The sequence below is a fragment of the Acinetobacter sp. V91_7 genome, from assembly GCF_031799075.1.
Classification (GTDB): domain Bacteria; phylum Pseudomonadota; class Gammaproteobacteria; order Pseudomonadales; family Moraxellaceae; genus Acinetobacter; species Acinetobacter calcoaceticus.
Genome location: NZ_JAVQNT010000043.1, coordinates 269,926 through 296,700, shown reverse-complemented (window position 1 = coordinate 296,700; position 26,775 = coordinate 269,926). Strand labels below are relative to the sequence as shown.

23 protein-coding genes and 2 pseudogenes are annotated in these 26,775 nt (G+C 35.0%); 13 read left to right on the top strand and 12 right to left on the bottom strand.

Annotated elements, in window-relative coordinates; all coding sequences use genetic code 11:
- Position 1: 1 nt before the first annotated feature.
- A complete protein-coding gene (locus RMB03_RS16260) occupies positions 2 to 1,288 on the bottom strand; it encodes an MFS transporter (protein WP_004642750.1) in 1,287 nt (428 codons plus the stop codon).
- Positions 1,289 to 1,815: 527 nt separating this feature from the next.
- Here RMB03_RS16260 and RMB03_RS16255 point away from each other — a divergent pair.
- Positions 1,816 to 4,024, top strand: a pseudogene (locus tag RMB03_RS16255) (TonB-dependent siderophore receptor).
- A gap of 56 nt (positions 4,025 to 4,080) precedes the next feature.
- Here RMB03_RS16255 and RMB03_RS16250 read toward each other — a convergent pair.
- Positions 4,081 to 5,499 (bottom strand): aspartate ammonia-lyase, encoded by a 1,419-nt coding sequence (locus tag RMB03_RS16250; protein WP_081407550.1) that lies wholly within the window; start codon positions 5,497 to 5,499, stop codon positions 4,081 to 4,083.
- A gap of 413 nt (positions 5,500 to 5,912) precedes the next feature.
- Here RMB03_RS16250 and RMB03_RS16245 point away from each other — a divergent pair, with 413 nt between their 5' ends.
- From RMB03_RS16245 to RMB03_RS16230, 4 genes are all read left to right on the top strand, one after another.
- Positions 5,913 to 6,095: a hypothetical protein gene (locus tag RMB03_RS16245; RefSeq protein WP_004642753.1), complete on the top strand. Its 183-nt coding sequence runs from the start codon at positions 5,913 to 5,915 to the stop codon at positions 6,093 to 6,095.
- 111 nt (positions 6,096 to 6,206) lie between these two features.
- Entirely contained in the window at positions 6,207 to 6,428 is a 222-nt protein-coding gene (locus RMB03_RS16240; protein ID WP_080028261.1) for a hypothetical protein, read from the top strand.
- A gap of 548 nt (positions 6,429 to 6,976) precedes the next feature.
- A complete protein-coding gene (locus RMB03_RS16235; RefSeq protein WP_056479894.1) occupies positions 6,977 to 7,870 on the top strand; it encodes a LysR substrate-binding domain-containing protein in 894 nt (297 codons plus the stop codon).
- Positions 7,871 to 8,113: 243 nt separating this feature from the next.
- The gene (locus tag RMB03_RS16230) at positions 8,114 to 9,007 is read left to right on the top strand and encodes a LysR family transcriptional regulator (RefSeq protein WP_311076936.1); all 894 of its coding nucleotides are present in this window, start codon (positions 8,114 to 8,116) and stop codon (positions 9,005 to 9,007) included.
- A gap of 48 nt (positions 9,008 to 9,055) precedes the next feature.
- Here the strand turns inward: RMB03_RS16230 and RMB03_RS16225 are convergent, their stop codons facing one another.
- The 6 genes from RMB03_RS16225 to RMB03_RS16200 all read right to left on the bottom strand — a co-directional run bounded on the left by RMB03_RS16225 (position 9,056) and on the right by RMB03_RS16200 (position 14,800).
- A complete protein-coding gene (locus RMB03_RS16225) occupies positions 9,056 to 10,228 on the bottom strand; it encodes a thiolase family protein (protein ID WP_311076935.1) in 1,173 nt (390 codons plus the stop codon).
- A gap of 65 nt (positions 10,229 to 10,293) precedes the next feature.
- Positions 10,294 to 11,703 carry a TIGR00366 family protein gene (locus RMB03_RS16220; RefSeq protein ID WP_311076934.1) on the bottom strand — a complete coding sequence of 470 codons (1,410 nt, stop codon included), beginning with the start codon at positions 11,701 to 11,703 and terminating at the stop codon, positions 10,294 to 10,296.
- A 116-nt stretch (positions 11,704 to 11,819) separates the two neighbouring features.
- Positions 11,820 to 12,461, bottom strand: a complete 642-nt coding sequence (locus tag RMB03_RS16215; protein ID WP_004642758.1) for a 3-oxoacid CoA-transferase subunit B — start codon at positions 12,459 to 12,461, stop codon at positions 11,820 to 11,822.
- A gap of 1 nt (position 12,462) precedes the next feature.
- The gene (locus tag RMB03_RS16210) at positions 12,463 to 13,167 is read right to left on the bottom strand and encodes a CoA transferase subunit A (RefSeq protein WP_311076933.1); all 705 of its coding nucleotides are present in this window, start codon (positions 13,165 to 13,167) and stop codon (positions 12,463 to 12,465) included.
- A 245-nt stretch (positions 13,168 to 13,412) separates the two neighbouring features.
- Positions 13,413 to 14,294 (bottom strand): LysR family transcriptional regulator, encoded by an 882-nt coding sequence (locus RMB03_RS16205; RefSeq protein ID WP_056479906.1) that lies wholly within the window; start codon positions 14,292 to 14,294, stop codon positions 13,413 to 13,415.
- A 116-nt stretch (positions 14,295 to 14,410) separates the two neighbouring features.
- Complete coding sequence (locus RMB03_RS16200) at positions 14,411 to 14,800, bottom strand: hypothetical protein (protein WP_209830746.1); 390 nt, start codon at positions 14,798 to 14,800, stop codon at positions 14,411 to 14,413.
- Positions 14,801 to 15,027: 227 nt separating this feature from the next.
- Here RMB03_RS16200 and RMB03_RS16195 point away from each other — a divergent pair, with 227 nt between their 5' ends.
- Positions 15,028 to 15,429, top strand: a complete 402-nt coding sequence (locus RMB03_RS16195) for a J517_1871 family lipoprotein (RefSeq protein ID WP_311076932.1) — start codon at positions 15,028 to 15,030, stop codon at positions 15,427 to 15,429.
- 58 nt (positions 15,430 to 15,487) lie between these two features.
- Here the strand turns inward: RMB03_RS16195 and RMB03_RS16190 are convergent.
- A pseudogene (locus RMB03_RS16190) lies at positions 15,488 to 15,618 on the bottom strand (GNAT family N-acetyltransferase); the annotation flags it as partial.
- Between the two features lie 107 nt (positions 15,619 to 15,725).
- Positions 15,726 to 16,115 (bottom strand): hypothetical protein, encoded by a 390-nt coding sequence (locus tag RMB03_RS16185; RefSeq protein WP_311076931.1) that lies wholly within the window; start codon positions 16,113 to 16,115, stop codon positions 15,726 to 15,728.
- Between the two features lie 139 nt (positions 16,116 to 16,254).
- Between RMB03_RS16185 and RMB03_RS16180 the strand changes: the two genes are divergently transcribed.
- The 7 genes from RMB03_RS16180 (at position 16,255) to RMB03_RS16150 (ending at position 23,852) form a co-directional block, all read left to right on the top strand.
- The gene (locus RMB03_RS16180) at positions 16,255 to 17,121 is read left to right on the top strand and encodes a DUF4882 family protein (protein ID WP_311076930.1); all 867 of its coding nucleotides are present in this window, start codon (positions 16,255 to 16,257) and stop codon (positions 17,119 to 17,121) included.
- Between the two features lie 431 nt (positions 17,122 to 17,552).
- Positions 17,553 to 18,011: a hypothetical protein gene (locus RMB03_RS16175; RefSeq protein ID WP_311076929.1), complete on the top strand. Its 459-nt coding sequence runs from the start codon at positions 17,553 to 17,555 to the stop codon at positions 18,009 to 18,011.
- 109 nt (positions 18,012 to 18,120) lie between these two features.
- A complete protein-coding gene (locus RMB03_RS16170) occupies positions 18,121 to 18,957 on the top strand; it encodes a DUF4882 family protein (RefSeq protein ID WP_311076928.1) in 837 nt (278 codons plus the stop codon).
- Positions 18,958 to 19,421: 464 nt separating this feature from the next.
- Positions 19,422 to 19,838, top strand: a complete 417-nt coding sequence (locus RMB03_RS16165) for a hypothetical protein (protein WP_045432460.1) — start codon at positions 19,422 to 19,424, stop codon at positions 19,836 to 19,838.
- 461 nt (positions 19,839 to 20,299) lie between these two features.
- Complete coding sequence (locus RMB03_RS16160) at positions 20,300 to 21,721, top strand: GntP family permease (protein WP_215901121.1); 1,422 nt, start codon at positions 20,300 to 20,302, stop codon at positions 21,719 to 21,721.
- Between the two features lie 34 nt (positions 21,722 to 21,755).
- Entirely contained in the window at positions 21,756 to 22,541 is a 786-nt protein-coding gene (locus RMB03_RS16155; RefSeq protein WP_311076927.1) for a 3-hydroxybutyrate dehydrogenase, read from the top strand.
- A gap of 324 nt (positions 22,542 to 22,865) precedes the next feature.
- A complete protein-coding gene (locus RMB03_RS16150) occupies positions 22,866 to 23,852 on the top strand; it encodes an AraC family transcriptional regulator (protein ID WP_311076926.1) in 987 nt (328 codons plus the stop codon).
- Between the two features lie 71 nt (positions 23,853 to 23,923).
- Here RMB03_RS16150 and RMB03_RS16145 read toward each other — a convergent pair whose 3' ends face one another.
- A complete protein-coding gene (locus tag RMB03_RS16145) occupies positions 23,924 to 25,267 on the bottom strand; it encodes an MFS transporter (protein ID WP_311076925.1) in 1,344 nt (447 codons plus the stop codon).
- 17 nt (positions 25,268 to 25,284) lie between these two features.
- Positions 25,285 to 26,496, bottom strand: coding sequence for an OprD family outer membrane porin (locus RMB03_RS16140; RefSeq protein WP_409070624.1), 1,212 nt, complete (start codon positions 26,494 to 26,496; stop codon positions 25,285 to 25,287).
- Between the last annotated feature and the right edge of the window lie 279 nt (positions 26,497 to 26,775).

The following is a 26,775-nucleotide window of genomic DNA, read 5'->3' as shown; positions in this document are numbered from 1 at the left end:
TTTAATGGTCATGTTCTAAATAATCTGGTTTTTTCGGCAGCGCAAGGCTACATAAGAAACAGATAATAAGCATAACAATGACATAGATGAAGAAGGTGTTTTCAATTCCAGCAGCTTTAAACTGTAGTGCAACTGAAGGAGCCGATCCACCAAAAATGGCATTACCTACCGCATAAGAGAAGCCTACACCTAGTGCACGCACATGAGGAGGGAACATCTCTGCTTTGACTAAGCCACTAATTGATGTATAGAAGCTCAAGATCATCATCATAAAAATGAGTAGCAAGGTAATGATAATCGGTGAATCTATATAATTAGGCATTCCAATCGCCATAATTGGATAGATAAAAATTGCAGATAATAAGCTAAATGCCAGCATTGAAGAACGTCGCCCAATGCGGTCGGAAATTGAACCAAATACAGGTTGAGCACACATATAGACAAATAATGCGAAGGTCATAATATAACCAACGGTTTTTCCATCCATACCTAAGTTAGTTAAATAGGTTTTTGAATAAACAGTTTCAACATAAAAAGTTAATGAACCCGCAGAGGTATAACCAACCACCAATAAAAAGGTTTTCCAATGTTTTTTAAAGAGTTCTCTTAAGCTACCAGACTCTTCACGTTCACTATCTTGATGAGAAAGGGTTTCTTCTAAGCGACTACGAGCAAGTAAAGATAAAATTGCAGCAAAACCACCAATGACAAATGGAATACGCCAACCGCCATCATGTAATTGTTGCTCACTCAAAAATGCTAATAAAATTACGCCGAGCAAACTTGCCAGTAATTGACCACCAGAGAGTGTGACGTATTGAAAAGAGGAGTAAAAACCACGTTGGCCTTTTAATCCTAATTCACTCATGTAGGTTGCTACGGCGCCATATTCACCACCTACAGATAAACCTTGAAGTAAGCGTACTACCAGTAATAGAAATGGAGCAAATAATCCGACTTGATCGTAGGTAGGTAAGGCCGCAAATAAGAAGGAACTCAATGCCATTAAGCAAATAGAAATGACCATTGATTTTTTTCGACCATGTCGATCTGCAATGCGCCCGAATATCCAACTACCAATAGGACGCATGAAAAAACTTGCAGCAAATACACCCCAGACATAAATAGCTTTGGTCGAACTATCCATATCGGGTGCAGTTAAGGCTTGTGTAAAATAGGCAGCAAAGACTGCATAGATATAAAAGTCAAACCATTCAACAAGGTTACCAGAGGCCGCACCAACAATACCGCGTATTCTGCTACGTTTTTCTTCCTTAGTGTATGTCATATATATTCCGTCAGTTAGCAGAAAAAAATAGAAATTTTTAGGTGTACTGAACAGGAAATAGCATGAGTTTTTAAATATCACTCAATCCTGAGTACTTACCTTAGAATTCCTCTCTATGCATTTTTTATAATTTTAAATTTCCATTCTAGTGATTGTATGATCTTTTGTTCGATTGAAAGATATTTTTATCGATTATCGAACATTTCCTTAATTTGGTTAGAAGATCATGCACCACAAACTTTATTTAAAATCAAATATGTAATTCATCAACCATATTCTTTATTGTATTCCTCCTTGGTTTTAAGCCTATTTTGAGCTTAGTTTTATTTTGACTATTTGGTAATACTTAAAAAGTTATAGTACCAATTTCAAAGAAAATAAATGAAATTCATATAATGATGACGCTTTATTACATAAAATTTACTTGATCTGAAAATTACATAATTTGTTGTTTCTCGATATGTGTCACTGTATTCTTTCGAGGCTAAAAAATATGGAAGATCTCCGACTTTTAGCATACTTATATTATGCACGGTATGGGCAGGTAGTTATTCAATGGACAGACACTCGTTAAATCTTCACTTCATTACATGTTCTAAAACAGCATTAGCATCATCTATTGCACTGATGACATCGGTTGTCTATGCAAATGAAGCGGAGGTTTCTCAACTACCTACAATTACCGTGAATGCTACCCAAAACACTGACGATTTGTATTCCTCAAAAAAAGTTGATTTATCTGGTTTTCAAACAGGCGATATAAAAAAGATTCCTGCATCTATCACAACAATTACATCTGAACGTATGGCCGATCAGCACGCAAAAACACTGACTGATGTTGTTAAGAATGACTCATCGTTAGGAGATGGCTATGCTGCAATTGGTTATTACCCTAATTTCGTAGCTCGTGGCTTTTCGCTCGATTTAGGTTCAAGTTATCTTATTAATGGCCATAACATTCGTGGTGAACAAAACGTTGCCTTAGAAAATAAAGAGCGAGTAGAAATTTTAAAAGGGATTTCTGCAATTCAAAGTGGAATGTCGACTCCAGGTGGTGTTGTCAACTATGTAACCAAACGACCTGCCGATGTTAAGAGTGTTACCGTCGATGCAAACTCAGAAGGTGGTTATACACTTGCAACGGATGTAGGCGGCTTTTTGAATGATAAATTTGGATATCGAATTAATTTAGCTCATGAAAGTATTCACCCAAATGTCGATCATGCAAATGGTAAACGTGAGTTTGGTTCAGTTGCTTTAGATTGGAAAATTAATGATCGCTCTAAACTACTGTTTGATATTGAAGCTCAGCATCAAAGCCAACGCTCAGTTCCGGGGTATCAACTGCTTGATGGACAAGTACCAACAAATGTTGATGAAGACCGTTTGTTGGGGTATCAGTCTTGGAGCAAACCTGTTGTAAATAACAGCGTAAATGCAAGCTTGAAATATCAATATGCCTTTAACGATCAATGGAACGGCAGCTTAAGTGCCTCGCAAAGCCGTGTTGTAATTGATGATTATATTGTGTTTCCTTATGGAAGTTATTACTCATCGGGTAATCCACTCGCGGTATTCGATAAAGATGGCAACTATGATCTTTATGACTATCGTAGTCCAGATGACACACGTATTACCAACCAATTTGCTGCTGGGTTAAATGGAAAATTCAACACTGCTAACATTCAACATCAAGTTGCTTTGGAACTACAACGTACTTATAAGACCCTAAAGCACCATACACCTCTTAATGTGGCGGTAGGAACAGGCAATATTTATCAAGATACGGTAGATTACAGTCCCTCATCAGACAGCTTAGGCGATCGTTACAAAGCTCTAGAAAGTGATCAGACAGCATTTACTCTATCTGACCGAGTTCAATTTAACGAGCAATGGTCAACTTTACTGGGTGGAAAACTTATTCACCTTGATGAACAGGCTTATAATTCAGATGGGCAGCAAAGCCGAGATACCGATTTAAATAAGTTTTTACCGCAATTAGCGCTTATGTATAGCCCAACTGCTAAGACTAATCTTTATGCTTCATATGCCAAAGGATTATCAGATGGTGGTGAAGCACCTTGGTATACAAACAATGTCATGTATGACACTGGTCCCCAGATATTATCACCTAGAAATTCTGAACAATATGAAATTGGTGTTAAGCAACAAATACGCAACTTCTTGGTAACAGCAGCTATTTTTGATTTAAAACAAGACAATCAATATAGCAAAGTAAATACTGATGGAACTTTCGATTTTATTGAACAGGGCGAACAGCATAATCAAGGTATTGAATTAGGCTTGACTGGTGCCTTAACTGATACAGTTGACGTAAGCTCTGGCGTTACCTATACCAAATCTCGCCTTGTTTATGTTGATACTGACAGTTATAGAGGCCACCAAACTCAAAATGTACCAAAATTACGGGCAACTGCTCAGTTATCTTATAAAGTACCTTCAGTTGAAGGTTTAAGACTGTTAAGTGGCATGCAATATAGTAGTAGTAAATATGCAAACAAAGAGGCAACTGCAAAAGTAGGTGGATATAGCGTCTTTAATATTGGTGCTGCCTATAAAACAAATTTTGCTGGGCATGACACGACGTTTAGATTCAATATTGACAACTTATTTAATAAGAAATATTGGCGTGACGTTGGTCCATTCATGGGGGATGACTATCTATTCTTGGGTAATCCTCGTACAGCTCAATTCTCTACAACTTTTAATTTTTAAAATTTATAACACAAATAAAAAAGGAGCTTATAAAAGCTCCTTTTTTATTTCAGGAATTAAGCCGACATTTTTGGTTTAACCATATTATTAATCGACAAGATATCATCAAGCACTTGTGCCGATAATAAGCCTTCATTTTGAACTAAAGCCAATACGCTTTGCCCAGTTTCATTTGCAGTTTTAGCAATACGAGTTGTAGTTTCATAACCTAAATATGGGTTAAGTGCAGTCACAATCCCAATTGAGTTTTCAACCAAAGCTTTGCAATGCTCAGGGTTCGCCGTAATCGTATCAATACATTTTGACTGGAACATTGCCATCGCGTTACCAAGCAAATCCATAGATTCAAATAGTTTGAATGCAATAAGTGGTTCCATTGCATTCAACTGTAGTTGACCAGCTTCAGCAGCTAAAGTTACAGCCAAATCATTTGCAATAATCTGGAAGCAAGCAAGGTTCATTGCTTCAGGAATAACTGGATTTACTTTACCCGGCATGATGGAACTACCAGGTTGACGTGCTTCTAAATTAATTTCATTGATACCAGTACGTGGACCACTTGAAAGTAAACGCAAGTCGTTAGCAATTTTAGAAAGTTTAGTTGCGGTACGCTTTAATAAACCAGATAAAAGAACAAAGTCACCCATATCTGAAGTTGCTTCAATTAGATCTGGAGCAGACTTAATTTTCTTACCAGAAATTTTTTCAAGCGCTTGAATCGCAAGTTCACGGTAACTATATTCAGTGGTAATGCCCGTACCAATCGCTGTGCCACCAAGGTTCATATAAGCTAAAACATTTGGAATAAGCGTATTAATTTGCTCAAGGTCTTTTTGTAAGGTTACTGCAAAAGCTCCAAACTCTTGACCCAATGTCATTGGTACAGCATCTTGCAACTGAGTACGACCCATTTTTAAGATGTGAGCAAATTCTTGAGATTTGTTACGGAAACTTAAAATTAAGTTATTAAAAGGGAGATTCAATTCGTCTAAATTTAATAATAAGCCTAAACGAATTGCAGTAGGGTACACGTCATTTGTAGACTGTGACATGTTGATATCATTATTAGGGTGTAAATATTGATATTGGCCTTTTGCATGTCCCATATATTCTAAAGCAACATTCGCCAATACTTCATTTGCATTCATGTTGGTTGAAGTACCAGCACCACCTTGCAACATGTCGATCGGGAATTGATCGTGAAAATTACCACGAATAAGTTGATTACAACTGTATTCAATTGCTTCAAATTTAGTTTGATCTAAGCTTTTAAGATTATGATTCGCTTCAGCACAAGCAAGTTTTACCATTGCTAAAGCTTTAATTAAATGGGGGAAATTTCCAACCTTGCTTTGGGTTAAATTAAAGTTTTCTAGAGCACGTAATGTTTGAACTCCGTAATAATCATTATTGTTGATTTCTCTATAACCAATAAGATCCTTCTCAATACGGGTGGTAATTTCAGCGTTCATCATTAAACTTCGAATTAGTAGAGTAGATAATTCATATTAGATTTCGAAATGCTTCACTTCTAATGCATTTATCAAGTTAATTATGCATTTTTTGCATATCAGTTTTCTTCTTTTCTAAATCTAAAAATAAAAAATTCTTTTTCCTGCACTAATTAAATGTAAATTTTATTTTTTAAATTAACAGTTTACTATTTAGATAAATTTAATATGAAAAAATTCTTTGATGAACAAAATGGCCATGTAATTAAAAAATAACCGAATACGAAATTATAGATTCATTAATTTAAGTGAAATATCAAGTAAATTAACGAGGCTAATAGCACAAAGAGTGTAGGTTATCTAACAAATTTATATAAAAATGTGATGCATTTCACATAAAAATCACTATAATACAAAAAAATCTTAGTTTTAAGTTTATGTTAAAAGTCACAGCTGCATTAATTATTTTGGGTAGTTTTACATACTATGTACTTTTTCAGGGTGAAGAGAAGAGAGAGTCAAAAACTTCTCGTCTGCTTAAAGAAGCCGAGCAATCTATTGCTTCTGCGGAAACCTCTGTAAACAAGGCAAATAGTATCGTAGCAATATCTTATAAATAGCCACGGTTACTCAGCCTAACTATTTTACATTATCCATCAAAATATTGTTTTACCTAAATTTTATTAAACTTTAGGTAAAAGACCGTATGTATAGAGACAAAATTCATGAGAATGAAGTTTATCGCCTATGATCCCAATTCTGGGGAAAAAGTAAGCTTAAAAGAGCATATCCATCAAATGGACAAATACACCACTTATATCTTTTTTAGCGATGAAAAAGATAATATGGTGTTTAACCCACAGAAAAAGCAAGTTTTTGAAATCACTCAATATACTTCTAATATGATGGTTGAAATTTCAAGAAAGCTATATTATCTCATTGGTGAATATTAGAAATTTGTTTCAGCTCAATCTCGGATAGATACTTTAGTAGAATAGTCAGGTTTATTTAGTTGAATTATACTGCAAATATATCTTCTGATTTGAATGATTTTATTAGGTCAGAAAGCTTAAATCCTGAAATAATCAAAATAGTAACATTTTAGTTTTACAGTCCGTATTCTTCCCCAAGGTACGGACTTTTTTTTTATCAAAATTAAAAACATGATGAAAACATAAGATTATTTTTATTTTTTATTAAGATTGAAGTGCTCATTTACTTAGGTTATGTTTAATTTAATTATTGATTTAAAATAATTTTTACCGCAATAATTTTATATTTGTATGAGTTGATGAGTTAAATCAAAGTCTTTTATTCTCTTACACTCTTTTCTATGTCAGAATTATTAAATACATACTTTTATCGTTTGGCCTTGCCATTCTTCCATCGCATTTTTGCAGGTACTCCCATGTTTTATATTTTTCATTCATCTATTCAGCTATTTATCCAGCTTCCCAACAAGACAAATTAAGGACATAAATATAAAAAGGGAATGCATAAAATGAACTTAGAAGTACGTTGGGTAGAAGATCTTTTGACATTAGAGCGTGAGCGTTCTATTTCAAAGGCAGCCGAAAAGCGATTTATTAGTCAATCTGCTTTTACGCGTAGAATTCAGCAATTAGAAGAGATGATAGGAGCTGAAGTTATTATTAGAAATAATAAAAATAATATTGAATTTACAGACATCGGGCGAATTATGCTGGTTATGTCTAAAAATATTGAAAAGCAGGTAGAAGAGACCGCTAAGCTGATTAAAAATATTAAAAATGAAACCGAATCTACTATTCGTTTCTGTGTTGTTCATTCATTAGCTTCTGGTTTTTTAACGACTTTTTTGAAAAAATTCCCAACGTTTATGCGTGATCTAAAAATTGAAATTGTCGCGACGAATAGTGGCGAAGGCTTATCTCTTTTAAAAGAAGGTGCCTGCGATTTTATGATTTGTTATGCAGACCGATCTAATATTAATCGTGTTGGTGATGATATTTTAAGCGGAATCAAGATTGCGGAAACAGAGATTGTTCCTGTATCAGCTACCGAAGCCGACCATACGCCTAAGCATACGATTCAGAATAATTTTTCATTGCTTGCTTACAGTAAACATGCGTATTTGCGAAAATTGGTCGACCAACTGATCGAAGGTAAACTAATTTATAAAACCTTATACGAGACTGATAATGCAACTAATTTGAAAGAGCTGGTATTGCAAGGCCTAGGGGTGGCATGGATTCCAAAAATTAATGTAGAGGAAGATCTTGCTAACGGAAAACTGGTCATGTTGGATCATCATGAATATTGTCTTCCTCAAGATATTTACATTTTTAAAAATAATTTGAGTGATAACAAAGCAGTCCAGCAAATCTGGAAGGGCTTCCAAACTCAGCCTGATTAAAATTTATAAAAACTTATAAGGATATGTATTGTATTCAACATATTTACATACAAAGTAATCAATTAAAGCGCCCATACCTTTGTCTTTATGACGAAAGGCTTTATAAAGCATTGCTCATGGTCTAGATTCTTTGTTAATTTAGACCATATATCAATAATTCAGAAATCTAGTGAGCATTTTTATATGTGCTTTACCTGCTTTCATTCCTTTTGAATGGATTATTTGATCCAGACGGAGACAATTTTGTTTGATCTAGATAGTAGATTACTAAATATTTTTTATCATATTTATCGGTTTAAAAGCGTTTCAATGGCTGCTGATGCTATTGGTCTTACCCAACCGAGTGTTAGTAATGGACTAAACAAAATCCGTCAGCATTTTAATGATCCACTTTTTATTCGTGTTGGGAATGAGATGATTCCAACCGAATTAGCTAAAGAAATCTTTCCACTTGTTAGTGAAGTGATTGATAAAGTTGAAAGTATTAATAATTTTAGTGTGAATTTTGACCCACTTACTTCGGATCAACTTTTTACTATTGCGATGACAGATGTATCTCATCTGGTCTTATTGCCGCAATTAACAAACTATTTAAAAGAGAAAGCTCCTTTAATTCGCTTGAATATTCGGCCGATTACACCAGAAACCAGTTATCAAATGGCAAATGGTGAAATTGACCTTGCAATTGGTTTTTTACCTCAATTAGAAGAAGGCTTTTATCAACAAAAGTTTTTCAAACAACATTATGTGGTGATTAGCTCTAAGAGCCATCCTCGTTTAGACCCAAATAATTTTACTTTAGATGATTATATGCGCGAATATCATATCGATATTGATGCAGGAATCGGTCACTACCACATTAAAAATGAATTACAGAACAAAGGATTGGATAGAAATATTCTAATCCGCTTACCAAGTTATCTAGGGGTAGGTTTAGTCGTTCAAGAGACAGATGCGATTGCAACCGTACCGTATTATTTGAGCCAAGTCTTATTGGTCAGAGAAAATTTACAGATTTTACCAGCACCTCTCGACTTCCCAACTTATGATGTTAAACAACATTGGCATATGTCTTGTCATCATAAAAGTAGCCATAAATGGTTCCGCCAAACCTGTTATGAACTTTTTAAAGTCTAAAAAAGAAGATGTAAGAAAAACTCCTACATCTTCTGTGTGGTTTGATTTTTAGATTTCAATTGCGACCGCTGTAGCTTCACCACCACCAATACATAGTGCAGCAACACCTTTCTTTTTACCTAGGCGTTTTAAAGCATAGATAAGAGAAAGGATAATTCTTGAACCCGTTGCGCCAATTGGATGTCCTAAAGCACAAGCACCGCCGTGTATGTTTACTTTTGCTTCATCAATGCCTAGCTCATGAATTGGCGTCATTGCGACCATTGCAAAAGCTTCATTAATTTCCCAAGCATCTACCTCGTCAACAGACCAACCAGCACGCTCAAGTACTTTTTGAATTGCGCTAATTGGAGCAATTGTAAACTCGCTTGGATGCTGTGAATGACTAGAAGTCGCCACAATTTTTGCTAAAGTATTTAAACCATGAGACTGAGCATATTCTTCAGTGGTGAGTACTAATGCAGCAGCACCATCAGAAATTGAGCTTGAGTTTGCAGCTGTAATTGTACCGTCTTTACTAAAAGCAGGGCGTAAAGTTGGGATTTTTTCAAGATTCGCTTTTAATGGTTGTTCATCTTGATCAACAATTTCAACACCTTTACGTGTTTTTACTTCAACAGGAACAATTTCTTCCTTGAAGTAACCTTCTGTAATCGCAGTTTGCGCTTTTTTGAGTGAAGAAATCGCGAAATTATCCATTTGCTCACGTGTAAAGCCTTTGGTATTTGCCATGTCTTGAGCAAAAGAACCCATTAATCGGCCTGTTTCAGCATCTTCAAGGCCATCTAAAAACATGTGGTCTTTAATTTCACCATGTCCCATACGGTAACCACCGCGAGCTTTGGGCAAAATATAAGGCGCATTGGTCATAGATTCCATACCACCCGCAACAATAATGTTGGCACTGCCAGCTTTTAAGGTGTCTGATGCCATTAACACAGCTTTCATGGCCGAGCCACACAGTTTATTAATAGTGACTGCACCTACATGATCGGGCACACCAGCTTTACGCATAGCCTGACGAGCTGGTCCTTGGCCTATACCTGCGCTCAGTACGCAACCAAAAATAACTTCATCTACTTGGTCTGGTGCAACACCTGCACGTTTAATCGATTCACGGATTACTGCAGCACCAAGCTCTGGAGCAGTTAAAGAAGATAAACTGCCCTGAAAACCGCCCATTGCAGTACGACTACCTGAAACTATAACAATTGAACTCATCTTAATATCTCTTATTGGTGTATTTGCTAAATTTGCCTCTAGCCGAAACTAAAGGCGCCAGTAAATTAAAAAGTCGGTGGGGTATAGCTAAGCGTTCTTCCAAAGAACCACAATAAAAATAAAACTAAGGGAAAATGTACGACGAGCTGAGTAACTGTAAAACCAATCACATCTTTTGCTTTTAGTTTCAAAATACCCAACATTGGAAGCATGAAGAATGGATTAATTAGGTTTGGTAAAGCTTCAGCTGCGTTATAAATCTGTACAGACCAGCCCAAATGAACTTTTAAATCATTTGCCGCTTGCATCACATACGGAGCTTCAATGATCCATTTTCCACCGCCAGAAGGTACAAAGAACCCGAGTATGGCAGAGTAAATTCCCATCACAATCGCAAAGGTTTCTTTTGAAGCGATAGAGACAAAAAACTCGGCAACATAGTGTGACAGTGATAAATCTTGGCTATTTAAAGCTTGCGTCATAATAAAAGCGATGCTTCCGTAAAGTGGGAACTGAATCAAGATTCCTGATACAGCTGGAACTGCCTTTGCAACAGCATTTAAAAAGTTTCGTGGCGTTCCATGTAATGCTAGACCTAGCATTAAAAAAACAAAGTTGTATGTGTTTAAACTTGAAATGGCAATGATAGGATTACTTTTTGAAAATTCAAAAAACATCCAGATTAAGCCTAAAGCCACTACAATAATCGTTAAAATAGGCGAGTTTTCTAACCAGTCACCCGGACGAGTAGATTTCTCTTCATGTGGCTTTTCTTCTTCAAATTGAATGTCAAAACTTTCAATCGTTTTGACATTATTACCTTTGGGAGCCGACCAATACGCGATTGCGATTGAAACAATCACCAAAATAATGGTCATCGCAATTGATTGCCAAAGAAAGATCGTTTCAGTAAATGGAATAACACCAGTCAAATTATAAATCGACTCAGGCAAACTGCTTTTATTCGCTTGAAGCTGTGCTGCTGACGAACTAATTCCTAACGCCCAAGTTGCACCCATACCAATAATCGCAGCTGCCGCGGCAGCACGATAATCCATATTCAGCTCTTTACGTTTTGCCAATGCGATCACTAGAAGCGCAGTAAGAATCGTACTTACCGCCCAATTGACCAGTGAAATTAATAAGCTGACGGTCGCAACTAAAACAATAGCACCACGCCCAGAATTTGGAATACGTGCCATTTTTTGAATCAGAAATTTGATGGGCTTAGATACGGAAACGACATAACCCACAATAATTAGCATGGTCATTTGTAGCGTAAATGGAATAAGACTCCAAAAACCATTACCAAATGACGTCGCTACATCTTGGATTGGAGCACCAATACCCAAAGCTGCAATAGAGACAATAATGACGCCGAGTAGTGCAAAAATATATGAATCTGGAAACCACTTTTCAGACCAGTCACTAATCCGAAGAGCAAATCTTTCAAAAATTCCTTGCTGTTTTTCCATAGCTGAAAAAATCCTTCTCGTTCTTATTCGTTGACAGCACATCCGGTGCTTAAAGGGGCTAAGACTTAAGCTCACTTTCTAGCTTAAGTCTTGTCTGGCTAACTAAAAATTAAAATTTAAGCAACTAAGGTTTTATAGAATTCGACACCTGTAACTGCTTGAATTTGTTCTAGAGTGACATCTTTAGCAAGTTCAATCAGTTCAACACCTTGTGGGGTAATGTCCATTACACCTAAGTCAGTAATTACGCGGTGAACCACGCCTTTACCGGTTAAAGGTAAACTACAGTTTTTCACAATTTTTGGCGTACCGTCTTTTGCACAATGTTCCATAAGAACTACAACTTTTTGAACACCAACAACCAAATCCATTGCGCCGCCCATACCTTTTACTTTCTTACCCGGAATCATCCAGTTAGCCAAGTCACCATTTTCGGAAACTTCCATTGCACCTAAAATTGCAATGTTTACGTGGCCGCCACGGATCATGGCAAATGACGCTGAGCTTGAGAAAAAAGCAGCGCCAGGGCGAGCAGTAACTGTTTGTTTGCCTGCATTAATTAAATCGGCATCAACAGTTTCTTCAGTTGGAAACTCGCCAATACCCAATAAACCGTTCTCAGACTGAAGCCAAACATTAATATTTTCAGGAATATAGTTGGCAACTAGGGTAGGTAAGCCAATACCCAAATTGACATAAAAACCATCTTCAAGTTCTTTTGCAGCACGTTGTGCCATTTCATTGCGTGACCAAGCCATTTTATACTGCCTCCGTGCTTAAAGTTTTATGCTCAATGCGTTTTTCAGGTGATGCATTAAGTACAATGCGATTTACATAGATACCCGCCAAATGGATTTCATCCGGATCCAATTCACCAATTTCAACAACCTGTTCAACTTCAGCAATTGTAATTTTTCCAGCCATTGCACATTCAGGGTTAAAGTTCTGAGCAGTTTTACGGAAAACTAAATTACCCGCTTTATCGGCTTTATATGCTTTAACAAGAGCTACATCAGCTGTTAAAGATTCTTCTAAAATGTAGTTTTTGCCTTTAAAGGTACGTTCTTCTTTACCTTCAGCAATCAGTGTACCTACGCCAGTTTGAGTATAAAACGCTGGAATTCCAGCACCACCAGCACGTAACTTTTCAGCTAAAGTACCTTGTGGGGTGAGTTCAACATCAAGTTCACCATTTAAATACTGACGCTCAAATTCTTTGTTTTCTCCAACATAAGAAGAGATCATTTTTTTAATCTGTTTGGTTTGTAGCAAAATACCTAAGCCGAAGTCATCTATACCTGCGTTATTAGAAATACAAGTGAGACCAGTCGCACCACTTTGCTTAACTGCAACAATCAGTTTTTCTGGAATTCCGCATAAACCAAAACCGCCAACGGCAAGTGTTTGATTATCTGCAATAACATCTTTCAGTGCTGCCTCTGCATTGGCATAAACTTTATTCATTCTATTGTTATCCTATATCCCTTAGTAATCTTAGTTTTAGCATCTAGTTTTATGTTATAGAAGTTAATTTTTTAAAAGGATTAATAAGTATAATCAATGAATCGCATCAAATTAACAACAAAAGATAAGAAGCACAAAAGCAAAAAATCTTAAAAAAATAATTTCATAGCATTGAAATTTATCATAATTAAGAAATTCACCTTAGCCGTAAGCTTAGCTCATCCTAAAATACAGTATTTAATTTTTTAAAATTTATATTGAAGCAATGCCTCAATAAATTGAGCTGAAATATTTGAAATTTCAAAGTTCTTTTTATAGACAATTCCAACTGTTTTATGAATAGCTTCGTCTTGTAGCTCAATTAATACATTGTGTTCTTTATCAATGTGCGTCGCAAAATGTCTTGGAATTGCACTTACCCCAATTCCATAAGCAACAAAACTTGAAAGTGATGAAATTTGATGACATTCAACTTTCAAATCGAGCGTTATATTATTTCGTAAACAATTTTGCTCAACCAAATAACGAACAATTGAAGGTTTTTGCAAAGTGACAAATGGGTTAGAACAAAGCTGCTGCCAAGTAATTGACGAAGCCTGTGCAAGGGGATGAGTCTTTGGTAATAGAGCTAAAAAATCTTCTTCAAAAAGCGGTTTAAACTCTAAACCTTCAGTAAGATCTGGCTCAAAACATAGGCCAAGCTCAAAAATACCATCCTGTACTTTTTCGATGATGGTTTCATTAGGAATATCATGAATTGAAAAATTAAGGTTAGGGTGGAGACTCAAAAACTCATGAATGACTTGAGGCAAAATTGCATGAGTCACAAATGGCATAGAGGCAATACTTAAAGTTCCACGATTAAGCTTAAACCTTTGTTTAACATCATTTTCCATTTCATCCCAATTGGCAATTAATTTTTTTGCATAGGGAATAAGTGATTTACCTTCCTGAGTAAGTTCAACACGGCGTGTATTACGGTTAAATAGTTTCCCACCTAATTCTTCTTCTAGACTTTTGATAGTGAGACTTAAAGCTGACTGGCTAAGATGTAAATCTAAAGAGGCATTGGCATAGTTAAGGGTACGAGCAAGGGCCAAAAAAGCTTTTAGTTGTTTAAGCGTCATTTCGTTCCTTTAGATTACTGTTCCCGCCTAGTGCTGTAATTTATACGAAAATTTGTCTAATAAGATGTTTTTTGACAAAAAATTAAGAAAAAGGAATTAGCGGACGAGCGACTCAACTACTTTAGTAAATTTTCCCAACAAAATTCATCTGTGTTGTTTGCAAAGTATAGAGCCATTCCAACTCCATGGAAAAATAAATGACCTAACCAAATTACTTGAGGCGCAACTTTTAAGCCTTCTAATAAAATAGTTGTTGAATAAATTGCTAATAAAAAGGTGAAAATGATGATGTATGTAACACTCGCTACAAATTTATATTTTGGTGCTAATTGAGGAATTTTATATCCAATCAAAATTTGCATACCGCAATTTATGATGAGCGAAAGTATACCTACAATGACTTGTGGCACATTTAAATATTCTAAAGAGAGTTGTTCGATTATAAAAATGATTTGCCACAGTAGAAACATGCCCAGAGGGTACAATACAAATTTAATCCACATCATATTTTGTTTTCTTATCAAGACTTTATAAGGGTATTCTATTGAATAACAAAGATTAAATAAATACTGTTTTTCAAAAAATTATATCTCAATATAAAGCTAGTCTTAATTCAATAGTAAAACTGAAATGTAAGAGCAATAAATACTAAATAAATTACTTAGACCACCTTCGGGTGGTTTTCCATTTTTAGAACTGGTAAATTTTAATTATTATTAAAGTGGGTAATTTAATGAAAAAGATAATTTTATTAGGAGTGGTGATTTTATTTGGTGGGTGTGTAACTCCCTCTACTCAAATGATTAATAATAAATTTAGTGAAGTACAACCTTCAACACCTTCAGTGTCAGGTATATGGACAATTTCAATCGGCTCAAGCATATCAACAATAAAACTTGACTCAGATGGTAATGGAATACTTTGTGACGATACTAATGGGTATGTTGTATTCAACAAAGTTAAGTATGCAAATAATATGATTTACATTCAAAATGGTATGACTCTAGAAGTGAAGCTTCTAAACAAAGATATACTCGAATCTAGAATAACGTTAAGTGCCTCCAATTCAAATATGGTCTACAAAGCCGATAATGACTTAAAGTCAGCATCATTGAAGTGTGCCAAAGAATTATAGATAACTATCTTGTAAGTAAGTATTGCCATTGGTATGACAATACTTTAGAAAGATGAGTTCAGAAGTTAATAGGTATTTCATATTTCACGAAGTCAAATTTTCTACTTGTAGCTTTTGAAACTAGCTTCCCTCTAGAGACTCAGCAATTTTTCGACTTGGATAATTATTTTCTGCTACTGGATACATAAAACAGTTGTAAATATGCGTATACGGAGAAGTATATAAGCCCGTTACTTTCAAAGCTCATCATCTCGTTTTGAAAGTAGTTCACTATATTTCTTTTTTATCTCTTTTTTTTAACAGCAATCTTCAATAATAAGATCTAAGCCGCCGTCATAAGGCGCGATGATTACATTCTTCTCAAAAGAAATAAAAAAAGCACGTGTTTCATCATTAGCAATTTTGACTAATAAATCATTATGAATATTAGGTTCCCACAGGGTTTCAGTGAACATAGGAGTGAAATATAAGTCATTATCCTCACCATCATCAAAATGTTCTGGGTCAATTTTATGCAAGTTTATAGAGGGTACAGCAGCAAAATCATAATTAAGCATAGAAACTTGATCGTAGATTGGGATTTTTGAATCACCTATAAAAGAATTTCCTGAAACTATAAAAATGGGTAATGCAGAATTTAAACAATCATCAATAATTTGATTCTGGTGTTTAAGTAATATGTCCATTTGAATAGGGTCATCAGCATAAGAAAAACTAAAAAAATTCTATTTTATAAAAAATAAATATATATTAAATGTTCAAAAAATTAAAAATGGAAACTAGTATGAGAAAACAGCTTTAGGTTTAACTTTGGGCCTGTTTAGTATGAGTGCATGGAGTGTTTGTCCCTATAATTTTGATGTTACTCAAGATCAGATACTTAAAATTTCATCTGTCTCTTCAAATCAGGCTGATATATTTCCTGTTATTAATGGGCAAAAAGTCAGTTTTAAATTATTGGAAACTTCAAATCCTAGTAAAGGAAAGGGCTATCTTGCTACTAGTAAAGAATTTGCTAATATCTGGATCGCTGCAATGACACCATCTACTACAGCAAGCTTAACTAATACATATTCAAAATTATTAACCAAAAATAATTTAAAATTATCCGTTAAGAATAATTTGAGTTCATTTAATAATCAAACTACAACTCAGTCAAGCATAAATATCTATGGTGATAAGGCTATACCACAAACTGGTATTATCGCATTTGAGTTCAGATTTAAACTTATTAATCAGCTTAATACAGGTCAGGTTGTAACCTTCCCAGTTCCAGTATCAGCTTTTGGCCAAACTCAAAGTGGAGAAACAATTACTTTAGGTGCATTCTATGCTAACAATAACTCTAATAATGTTCTGAGTTCTACAGTTGCAAAAAATCTGGATATTTTTAATCCGGCTAATCCAATTTATAAGGAATATATTATTCAGGAAGGTTATCAGCATATAGGTTTTTATATAAATCAGAATAATCATCAGATTGGTTTAATCATTAATGGTATAAATAAAGGTTACATTGCTATGCTTCCTTCCAAATTAAAAAATATTGGTTTTTTTATTCCTTTTGAATATGGCTACATAGACTCAGAATTCCTAAACAAAGAGATTTCAGCAGAATTAATTACGGATCGAAATAAGCTACAGTTCACTTACCCATTAGGAACAATGGATATTTGTGGAGTAGGGAGCTAATGAAGAAAAAACTAGGCTATATTAAGAAAAGGATTGAGTATTGTTTACAATCATAGAATATATTAATAAAATGCTCATCACCTGATTGGCATTTTATAATTACTAACAAACTTTCTTGCATAAGCACGTAACAGCTTTCCATTAAACTATTAAAAGTATCTATAAAGCTATCATGGTCAAGAAAATAGCCTTTAAAGTTTAAGAATATAAAGGTTTACACAGTTTCATTCTTGAAAGCTATTGTACTGCAAAATAAAGTGACTCTGGCTCCAAAAAATAATGAAAAATGGACAACAGTCTTAGATTTATTTCGAGTTATTCATATTCAGGAAGATCCTGTCGCGACTATTTGAAAATGTTAGTTGAGGAAGATATGAGTTGTAAATTATAATTAATTTAATAAAATCCAGATTTAATTTTTAAATTATATTATGTCTTATACAACCGTACATATGCGGCATACAACTAGTGGGTCAAGTAGTTCTAGAGATGCCAAAGATATCTTTATATCTGGTTGTCGTAATGATTTTGATTTCACCCAAATTACTTCTGAAAAAACTGCTAAGTTAAGTAAAGAAAAACAGAAGTATTTTTATAAATGTGATGATGCGATCAATAATAAATTTTCAGTAGATTCATTGATTTATTACTCATCATTTGTTTTACCTATTATTTGTATCTTTATATTTATAAGAATAGGTAAAAAGCATTATCGAATTGCTGAAGAGAAAATTAAGAATGCAAAATATCCTGCAATTTTTGCTAGAAAACCAGAAAATAATCCTTCTAATTCTATGGAGATCGCCCTAGTAATCGGCGGTGTATTAGCAGTGCTAATCTACATATTAATCTATATCATTCATATTATTGTAGTAGAAATTAAATATTGAAATTTCATAATAGAAAACTTTAAAGAAGTAAAAATAACCGCTTGTCAGTTTTTAATCAATATTTTTATATGCTTGGCTATACTGTTTGCTCAAATAAAAGGAAGATTACATGAATAAAATTATTTTGGGTTTATTAATCAGCAGTGGACTTTCAGTAAATACTTATGCTGCCTGTACTTATAATTTTGATGCAACTCAGGCACAAGTCAATGCAAAAAATGCAGCAGGAGGAAGGCAGGTTAAATTAATGTCTCCGATCACTATTGCTGAGCAAAAAGGTACGGCAACAATTACTTATATTGGAAGTGTACCTGTGGATCAGGTAGTGACCTCTGGTAAATTGATCAGTATGCCTTCTATGCAAACTCCTCTTGTTGATAAAACGGTTGTAGGAAATAACATTGTTGCTGCAGAATTTATTTTTGATGCTTCAAATCTTAAAAATGTTGTACTTGGTGACAGTTATGAAATCCAGCAAATGGCTTTTCAAATATTAGGGGCTTCTAATTTAAAAAATGAAATTAGCCTAGATCTGGGCTATGGATTAATAAATAAAGATACCAGTCTTGCTGATGGAAACTATGTGTCACTAACTGGAGTTACAACAAAAAGAGATGCTTCAGGGGCAGTAGTTGCCAAAGACGTTGATCGAAAAGTAATCCCTATTACGATGCCCTCAGATGGCAAAATTAGAGTTGGACTTTATTTTAATCAGGTCAGTAAACAAATGGGATATATCATTAACGGTACTAATTATGGATATCTTAATTTAATTGCTGAAAATGCTCTTAAAAATATTGGCTTTAATGGTGTTGGAATACAATCACCAAATGCTAACTCTAAATTTCTTGGTAAAACTGTCTCAGTCCAGTTAATTACTAATAAAGCAAATATGCAGTTTACATATCCAACAGGTACCACTGATATTTGTGGAAGTGCTAGTTAAGAACTTTTTGAAAAAGAAAAACCACTCTCATCTGAGTGGTTTTTTATGGAGAAATTTATGAGTTGGGCGGGAAAAAAGTCGATTAGTTTTGATGTGGCTAAACAAACAGAAGATAAAGTAAAGAAAATTACCATGGATACTGTGCACTTAAAGCGAAAAACAGGTATATGAGTATTTATTCAGAAGCAGATGATAATGGAAACATCAAGCTTGCAAAGATTCGAAGAAGTACGGGCTTACAAGAATTGGATAATTTTGTCTTAGATGAATTTCTTAAAAAAGCAAAATTCTTATCCTCTGATAATCAATGGTAATCCTTATCCGATCAGTGATACTACAAATTTAACACCAACCAAGTTTTTTACTCTTCACTACTAAAATATCATTAAGTTTAAAGCCACCTTTGGGTGGTTTTTCGTTTTCTGAACTGTTAAATTTTACTCACTATTAAAATGGATAATTTCATGAAAAAGATTATTTTTTTAGGACTAGTTCTGGGTTTAATTGGGTGTTCAACAGCTCCAGTTGGTTCAAATACAGCCAAGCCAGTACCTAATGAGAGAGTATACGATCAGAACTATTTAAAGAAACACACTCCTGAACAAGCAAAAGTTACTTTTTTAAGAGATAAAGGTTTTTTAGGATCTGGCTGTAGTCATGATATGTATGTTAATAACGAGAAAGTATTCTCAATTCGTTCAAATGAAATAGCTACTATTTATCTTGAGCCCAAATATTATATTTTTAGATTAGAAACAGGTGGAGGGATGTGTCCAAATATTGCCACTTCTCAAGAAACGGAAGTCAAACCAGGGGCGGAGATAGAATATCGAATCCTACTTCCATCTGACTTTAATTTAAGACTAACTCGAATGAAATAAGAGAGTAAGAGGTTGTGTCTAAGGCTGTCGAGCAATATTAAATTTTGATCAAACCCACTCGTCATTAGGTGGGTTTTTTATTACTTATAAAAGATTACTGATCTTAGCTGAGAAATATTTATCAAATTATTTTAAAAAATATATTATTTGATTGCCTTTATTAAATAATATATAGATATTAATTTAATTTACTCAATAATTAATAAGTTTTATAAAACAATAGCATTTTTAAATAATTAAATTTTACCAATTGGATTTAGCAACTATTTGTAATTTATAGTTATTTAAAAAATTAAATAAATTACATTGTTTTTAAATATTTTAGTGATATTTTATTTTTAGGCACATTTACCTATTACCAAGCATAGATATTTTGATTTTTATCATTATAGGTTTGGGATAACCTAAATATCTTTTGGTAATTTTAAACCTAATATTTATTCTTTAGGGAGAAAGAATATATGTGGGAATTATTTGTAATTCTACTTTCACTTGGGCTGTTAATGTACACAGCTTACAAGGGCTTTTCTGTCATTCTGATGGCACCAATTTGTGCCTTACTCGCGGTTTTACTCATTAACCCAGCCAATGTTTTGCCGTTTTATTCGGGTGTATTTATGCCCAAAATGGTGAACTTTATTAAAGATTACTTTCTTGTATTTTTGCTCGGGGCAATTTTCGGTAAAGTCGTTGAAATGTCAGGAATTGCCGAGTCTATTGCTCGAACCATTGTGAGATGGATTGGGGCAAAAAAGGCAATTTTAACGGTTGTATTACTAGGTGCAATTTTAACCTATAGCGGTGTCAGCTTATTTGTTGCAGTCTTTGCAATTTATCCTTTTGCCAACCAGCTTTTTAGACAAGCCAATATTCCAAAACGTTTAATTCCGGGAACCATCGCGCTTGGTGCATTCACATTTACCATGGATGCATTGCCAGGTACGCCGCAAATCCAGAACGTTATTCCAACTACATTCTTTGGTACCAATATTTATGCCGCACCATTTTTAGGGATTATTGGTGCTATTTTTGTTTTATGTGCAGGTTTAGCTTATTTGGAGTGGCGCCGTCGTGCTGCTGCAAAAGCGGGTGAAGGCTTTTCTGGTTTTGGAGTAGACAATACCTCGTCTCAAGAAATTGAAGCCGATATATCTATGCAAAATAATGGAAGTACAGCTCGTCAGTTTTTAGCATTTGTACCTCTCATTCTTGTTGCAGTAATGAACAAATATTTGTCTAAAGCAATTAAAGAGTGGTATCCAAATGGCTTTGATTTTGCCACTGTAGGTTTAGCCGATTACACCGTTGATGTTGCAAAAACGGGGGCGATCTGGGCTGTTGGTTTAGCACTTATTGTCGGAATTATTGCTGCAATTTTATTTGACTACCAACGTGTAGTGACGAACTTTAAAGAGGGCATTAATGCCAGTATTGGTGGCTCACTTTTAGCAGTGATGAATACAGCTTCTGAATATGGTTTCGGTGCAATTATTGCATCATTACCGGGCTTTGCCCTGATTAGTCATGCAATGAGCAGTACCTTCACAAATCCATTGGTAAATGGTGCGGTAACCACGACAGTTTTAGCGGGTATTACCGGTTCAGCTTCTGGTGGCATGAGTATCGCTCTAAGTGCGATGGCCGAACACTATAACGCCGCGATTTTAGCAGCAGGTATTCCACCAGAAGTCATGCACCGTGTGGTTGCAATGGCATCAGGTGGTATGGATACACTTCCGCATAATGGTGCTGTCATTACCTTACTTGCTGTTACAGGTTTAACCCATAAACAGTCGTATAAGGATATTTTTGCAGTCACAGTAATTAAAACGTTAGCGGTATTTGTGGTGATTACGGTCTTTACAGTGACTGGTATTGTTTAATACCAACAAGTTAAAAATATTAAGGAGTAAATAGATGACTAAACTTTTAGACGGAAAAGTAGCCTTTATTACAGGCTCTGCAAGCGGGATCGGTCTAGAGATTGCTAAGAAATTTGCTCAAGAAGGTGCAAAAGTTGTCATTTCTGATATGAATGCTGAAAAGTGCCAAGAAACGGCAAAGTTGCTAACAGGACAAGGCTTTGAAGCATTATCTGCACCATGTGACGTAACTGATGAAGAAGCTTATAAACAAGCAATTGAGTTAACTCAACAGACCTTTGGCACTGTAGATATCTTAATTAATAATGCAGGTTTTCAACATGTTGCGCCTATTGAAGAGTTTCCAACCGCTGTTTTTCAAAAGCTAGTTCAAGTCATGCTTACTGGTTCGTTTATTGGTATTAAACATGTTTTCCCAATAATGAAAGCTCAAAAATCGGGTCGTATTATTAATATGGCTTCAATTAATGGCTTGATTGGCTTTGCAGGCAAATCAGGCTATAACAGCGCGAAGCATGGTTTAATCGGTTTGACAAAAGTTGCCGCATTAGAATGTGCACGTGACGGTATTACGGTAAATGCCTTATGCCCAGGTTATGTCGACACACCATTGGTTCGCGGTCAAATTGCAGATTTGGCTAAAACCCGTAATGTGAGTCTAGATAGTGCACTTGAAGATGTAATTCTGGCAATGGTTCCTCAAAAACGTTTGTTATCTGTTGAAGAAATTGCTGATTATGCAATTTTCCTTGCGAGTGACAAAGCAGGTGGGGTAACGGGTCAGGCTGTGGTTATGGATGGTGGTTATACCGCACAATAATTTAGAGTTTTATAAAAGCCGCTTATTTTTTAATAGGCGGTTTTTTATAAATAAAAGATATGTAAGTTTAGTGTTCAAAACGATGATTTATCTCAACTATAGTTGCTTATAAAAATTTAATAAAATAAGTTTGTTAAGGTATGAAATTATACTTTAAAGGTATTTAACTTATTTCCAATTTTAAAATCTAATAGAGTATGAGAAAGTAATCTTTACTCTCTTTCTTGATTAGATATTTTTCAGGAAAATTCGTCAATTAAAGGATATTAATTGGCATACAAGTTGCTTTTTTTAGCAATAAGTTATTAGCTAGGTGAAAAGGATATGATATCACTCAGCCAACAGACGGAACTCAATCATTATTCACGCAAAGCTGAATTTGCGCAGAATTTGATGTCCACGATTTGTGGTGAACACCGTCTAGATACAATTTACAAAGACACGCTCGATTTTCACTATGATGGAATGCGTTTGCCTAATAAAAAAATGGCAATCGGCACAATCAGTTATGGTGCAAATGTTGCCATTAACATCTCTAATCTAAAAGCTTATAGTATTAGCTTACCGATACAAGGAAGACAAGCTCTCAACATTCGTGGTGCTCATTATCAATCTGATGAAAACAGAGGACTTATTGTTTCAAATAACGATCAGCAAGATTTGATTATTGATAAAGATTGTCGAAAATTTCAGGTGGTTATTCCAGAACGAAGCATGCAAATTGTTCTCGCAGATCTACTGAATAAACCGATAGATGCACCCCTCATTTTTAATCCAGAAATGCATCTGGACTCGGAGCAACTGATTGGTGCATGGTGGAAAAATATTCAGAATTTTTTACAGTTAAAATCCCAATATAGCAATTTTTATGGTTTGCAGATGCTGTCTGAAGACTATGAAAATTTTGTAATTAAGGCGTTATTGTTGTCTCAAGAAAACAACTACTCTGAAGCCTTAAAATCGCTCTCACATCAGGATGAACCAGCTTATATCCGTAAGGTTCGTAATTTTATTATTGAACATGCGCATGAAGAAATCTGTGCAGAAGACTTGCAGCGTCTAGCCGGGGTTTCAAAATCAAAATTGTACGACGAGTTTCAGCAGTACTACGGTACTAGTCCAATGTCCTATCTGAAAAAGTATCGTCTACAACAAATTTATAAAATCTTGAGTACAACTGGCGCTGATAGAAAAGTGTCTATTTCTAAGCTTGCTTATGACTGGGGTTTTAATCATTTAAGTCGTTTTTCTCAAGAATATCGCGAAGAGTTTGGTGAAAAACCAAGTGAAACGAAGGGTAAAATTTTTTAAATATTTAATCTTTTAAGCAATAAAAAACCTGATTGGGTTAATTCAATCAGGTTTTTATTTATCTCTATATTTTAAATACTATTTTCAAGATTCAATATTTGCTTACTTTTAGATTTTTCATAAATGACTTTAAGACTAAGGGCAATAAATGAAATGAATGTCGGTAATGCTAGAATAAAGAATATACCGCTTAAACTTAAGTTAAACGTGAAAATGAGCGATCCAAAGAAAGCACCTATAATTGCACCGATACGGCCAATACCATGCATCCACGAAACGCCAACCGCGCGGCACACGGCTGGATAGAAAATAGCTGCAAGTGGAAGTAAAGAAGATTGAGCACCAGCAAGTAATGCACCAATTAAGAAAATGGTAACACCTAATAAGAAAATATTTGAACTGACTAGGCCGGCGACAATGAATAGCCCAAAAGCAATTAAATAAGAATATTTAATGACTGTGGTCGGGTTCAGTTTATCCATGTACCAACCCATAATGGTTGCACCAATCACCCCACCAAAAGGGAAAATAGCTGCAATTAAACTAAATTGTTGCGTCGTAAAACCAGCTGTTTTTAAAATTGTTGGCATCCAGCTTGTTAAAAGATAGAACACCAATAGACTCGTAAAGCAGCACAGCCAAAGCATGCTTGAACCCCACAGGTATTTCCCTAAAACGATTTTAACCGGATTTTCCTCTGATGCCGTTTCTGTTTGAGCCAAGACAAGTTTTACTGGTTCTTGGAATGGATGCCCTTGAATATTTTCTAAAATTCGTTGTGCTTTATCGTATTGTTGGCGCGTAATTAAGTATTGAGTTGATTCAGGTAATTTAAGTAATAAGGCAACCACTAAAATTAGCGGAATACTTCCACCAATAATAATGACCTTAGCCCAGCCATAACTTTCTAACAGATAAGCTGACAACACACCGCCACAAGAAATACCCAGCATAAAACCGCAACCTGCTAATCCTGTTAGGAATGCTTTACGTTTTACAGGCATATATTCAGAGACAATAGTACTGATGTTAGGCATGGCTGCCCCTAAACCCACACCTGTAATAAAGCGATAAATCATTAAATCTTGGGTCGAGTCGGCAAAGCCACACAAAATGGTAAATATTGAAAACAAAAGGCTCGTAAAAACAATGACGCCTTTACGCCCAAACTTATCGGACATAGGGCCTGAAATAATGGCACCGATTGACATACCAACTAAAGCGGCACTTAAAACAGGCGCAAGCTGAGGCTTGGTAATTCCCCAATCATCAAGCAATGCTGGAGCAATAAAACCAATAATCCCTGTGTCTAAGCCATCACAGAAGAAGACAAAAAATCCTAGGATAAAAACCATCCACTGTAAGGGGGACAGTTTTTCGCGGTTGATTACCGAATTTGCATCTATCGTTTTCATATGTATTCCTTAACTCATTAAAATTTTTTGCTGTAATTAACAAAGAAACGGTTTTCCGAAAAATCGTTTCCATGTTTAACGTCGTAATTGATAAAGATGTACTGAAGGGATAAACCTTTGAGAAAAGGCTGTTGAAGGGCATAATTGACAATAACGTTTGCTTCACTTTCTTTGTTTTTTAAGCCATCTGCTGTTTTAAAGTGATCGCCATATACATACTTCAAAGTGGTATTTAAACCGGGGACATAATCTTTAAAGTCATAGCCATAGATGAAGTGATAAGACTTTTCATCTTGTTTGAAGAAGCCAGTGGTGTTCCAGTTAATGAAATAAGTTTCAGGCAAGAAACCATCTGGTAACGGGTAAGCAGACTCACCAATAATTTGCTGATAACCCAAACCAAAGCTGTGATTTTTTACTTTGAGCGTTTCTAATAAACCTACATTTTGCGCATCGATGTCGAAAAGATTTCCATTATCTTTGGCATTGAAATATTTGAATTTTGAATTGATCGAAAAATTGGAGTTTTTCCATATGTGGTCTATTCCCACATAATGTTTATTATATAAATCCTCCATATTTCCGAAGTAATATTCGCCTTTCAAAGTAGGAGTGATTTGATAGCGCAGGTCTATGTAGTTAAGGCCATCAGAGTAGCCAGTCACACCTTTTGAAGTAAAAGAAAATCGATGAAAATCTTCTTCATTTCGCGGTGATACTTTTTCAATACGACCAATTTCTGCAAAAAGTTTATCGTTTAGCTGACTCTTAAGATTAGTTCCCCAATAAGACGTCAGGAGTTGTCGGCTTGCATCTACAGTGGTTACGGGTAAATCTAGCCATAATTCGCCAATGCTCAGTAGAGTCTTGTTATAGCCTAACTTTAATGTTGCACCATATTTTAAATAATCGGGTGCTTGGGACTGAGTTGCTTTATCAAAAGGTAATACCGTATCTGCAACGTGTTTATCTTGGCTTAAACGAACCGCATACTGTGCTGAAGCATTTGCGCCAATTTGAATCGGAGTGCCGCCAATTTCTAACGGCGTGTCGTGCATATTGGAGTTATAAAATAGAGAAACTGATTGGGACCAGCTACCCGTGTCTTTTACATCTGGGTTGTCATAGTTTCTATCTATATATGCATTTTTTAATGTAAATTTCCATTCTTCATCCGCTGAATAAGCCTGAGTAGAAAATGCACTACAACATAAAATATTGATGAGCATTAACGTTTTGTTGTGTCCATAAATTGGCTTTGGTCGATGCATAAATAAAGTGCCTTAATTTAGAAAAATGACTGAGTTTTTCTTATGTAATCAAACTAATTACATGACTTTGATTGAACTATTTTTAGCCAGTAGTCACTATCCAATAAGTCCTAATCTTCATCCATTTTTTCCAAATTGGATAAAAAGCATCATTTTTATTTTTTATATTAAAATATTGAAATTCATTAACTTTATTCTTTTATATGTTTTATCCATTGCTATCTTTTTTCATAATTG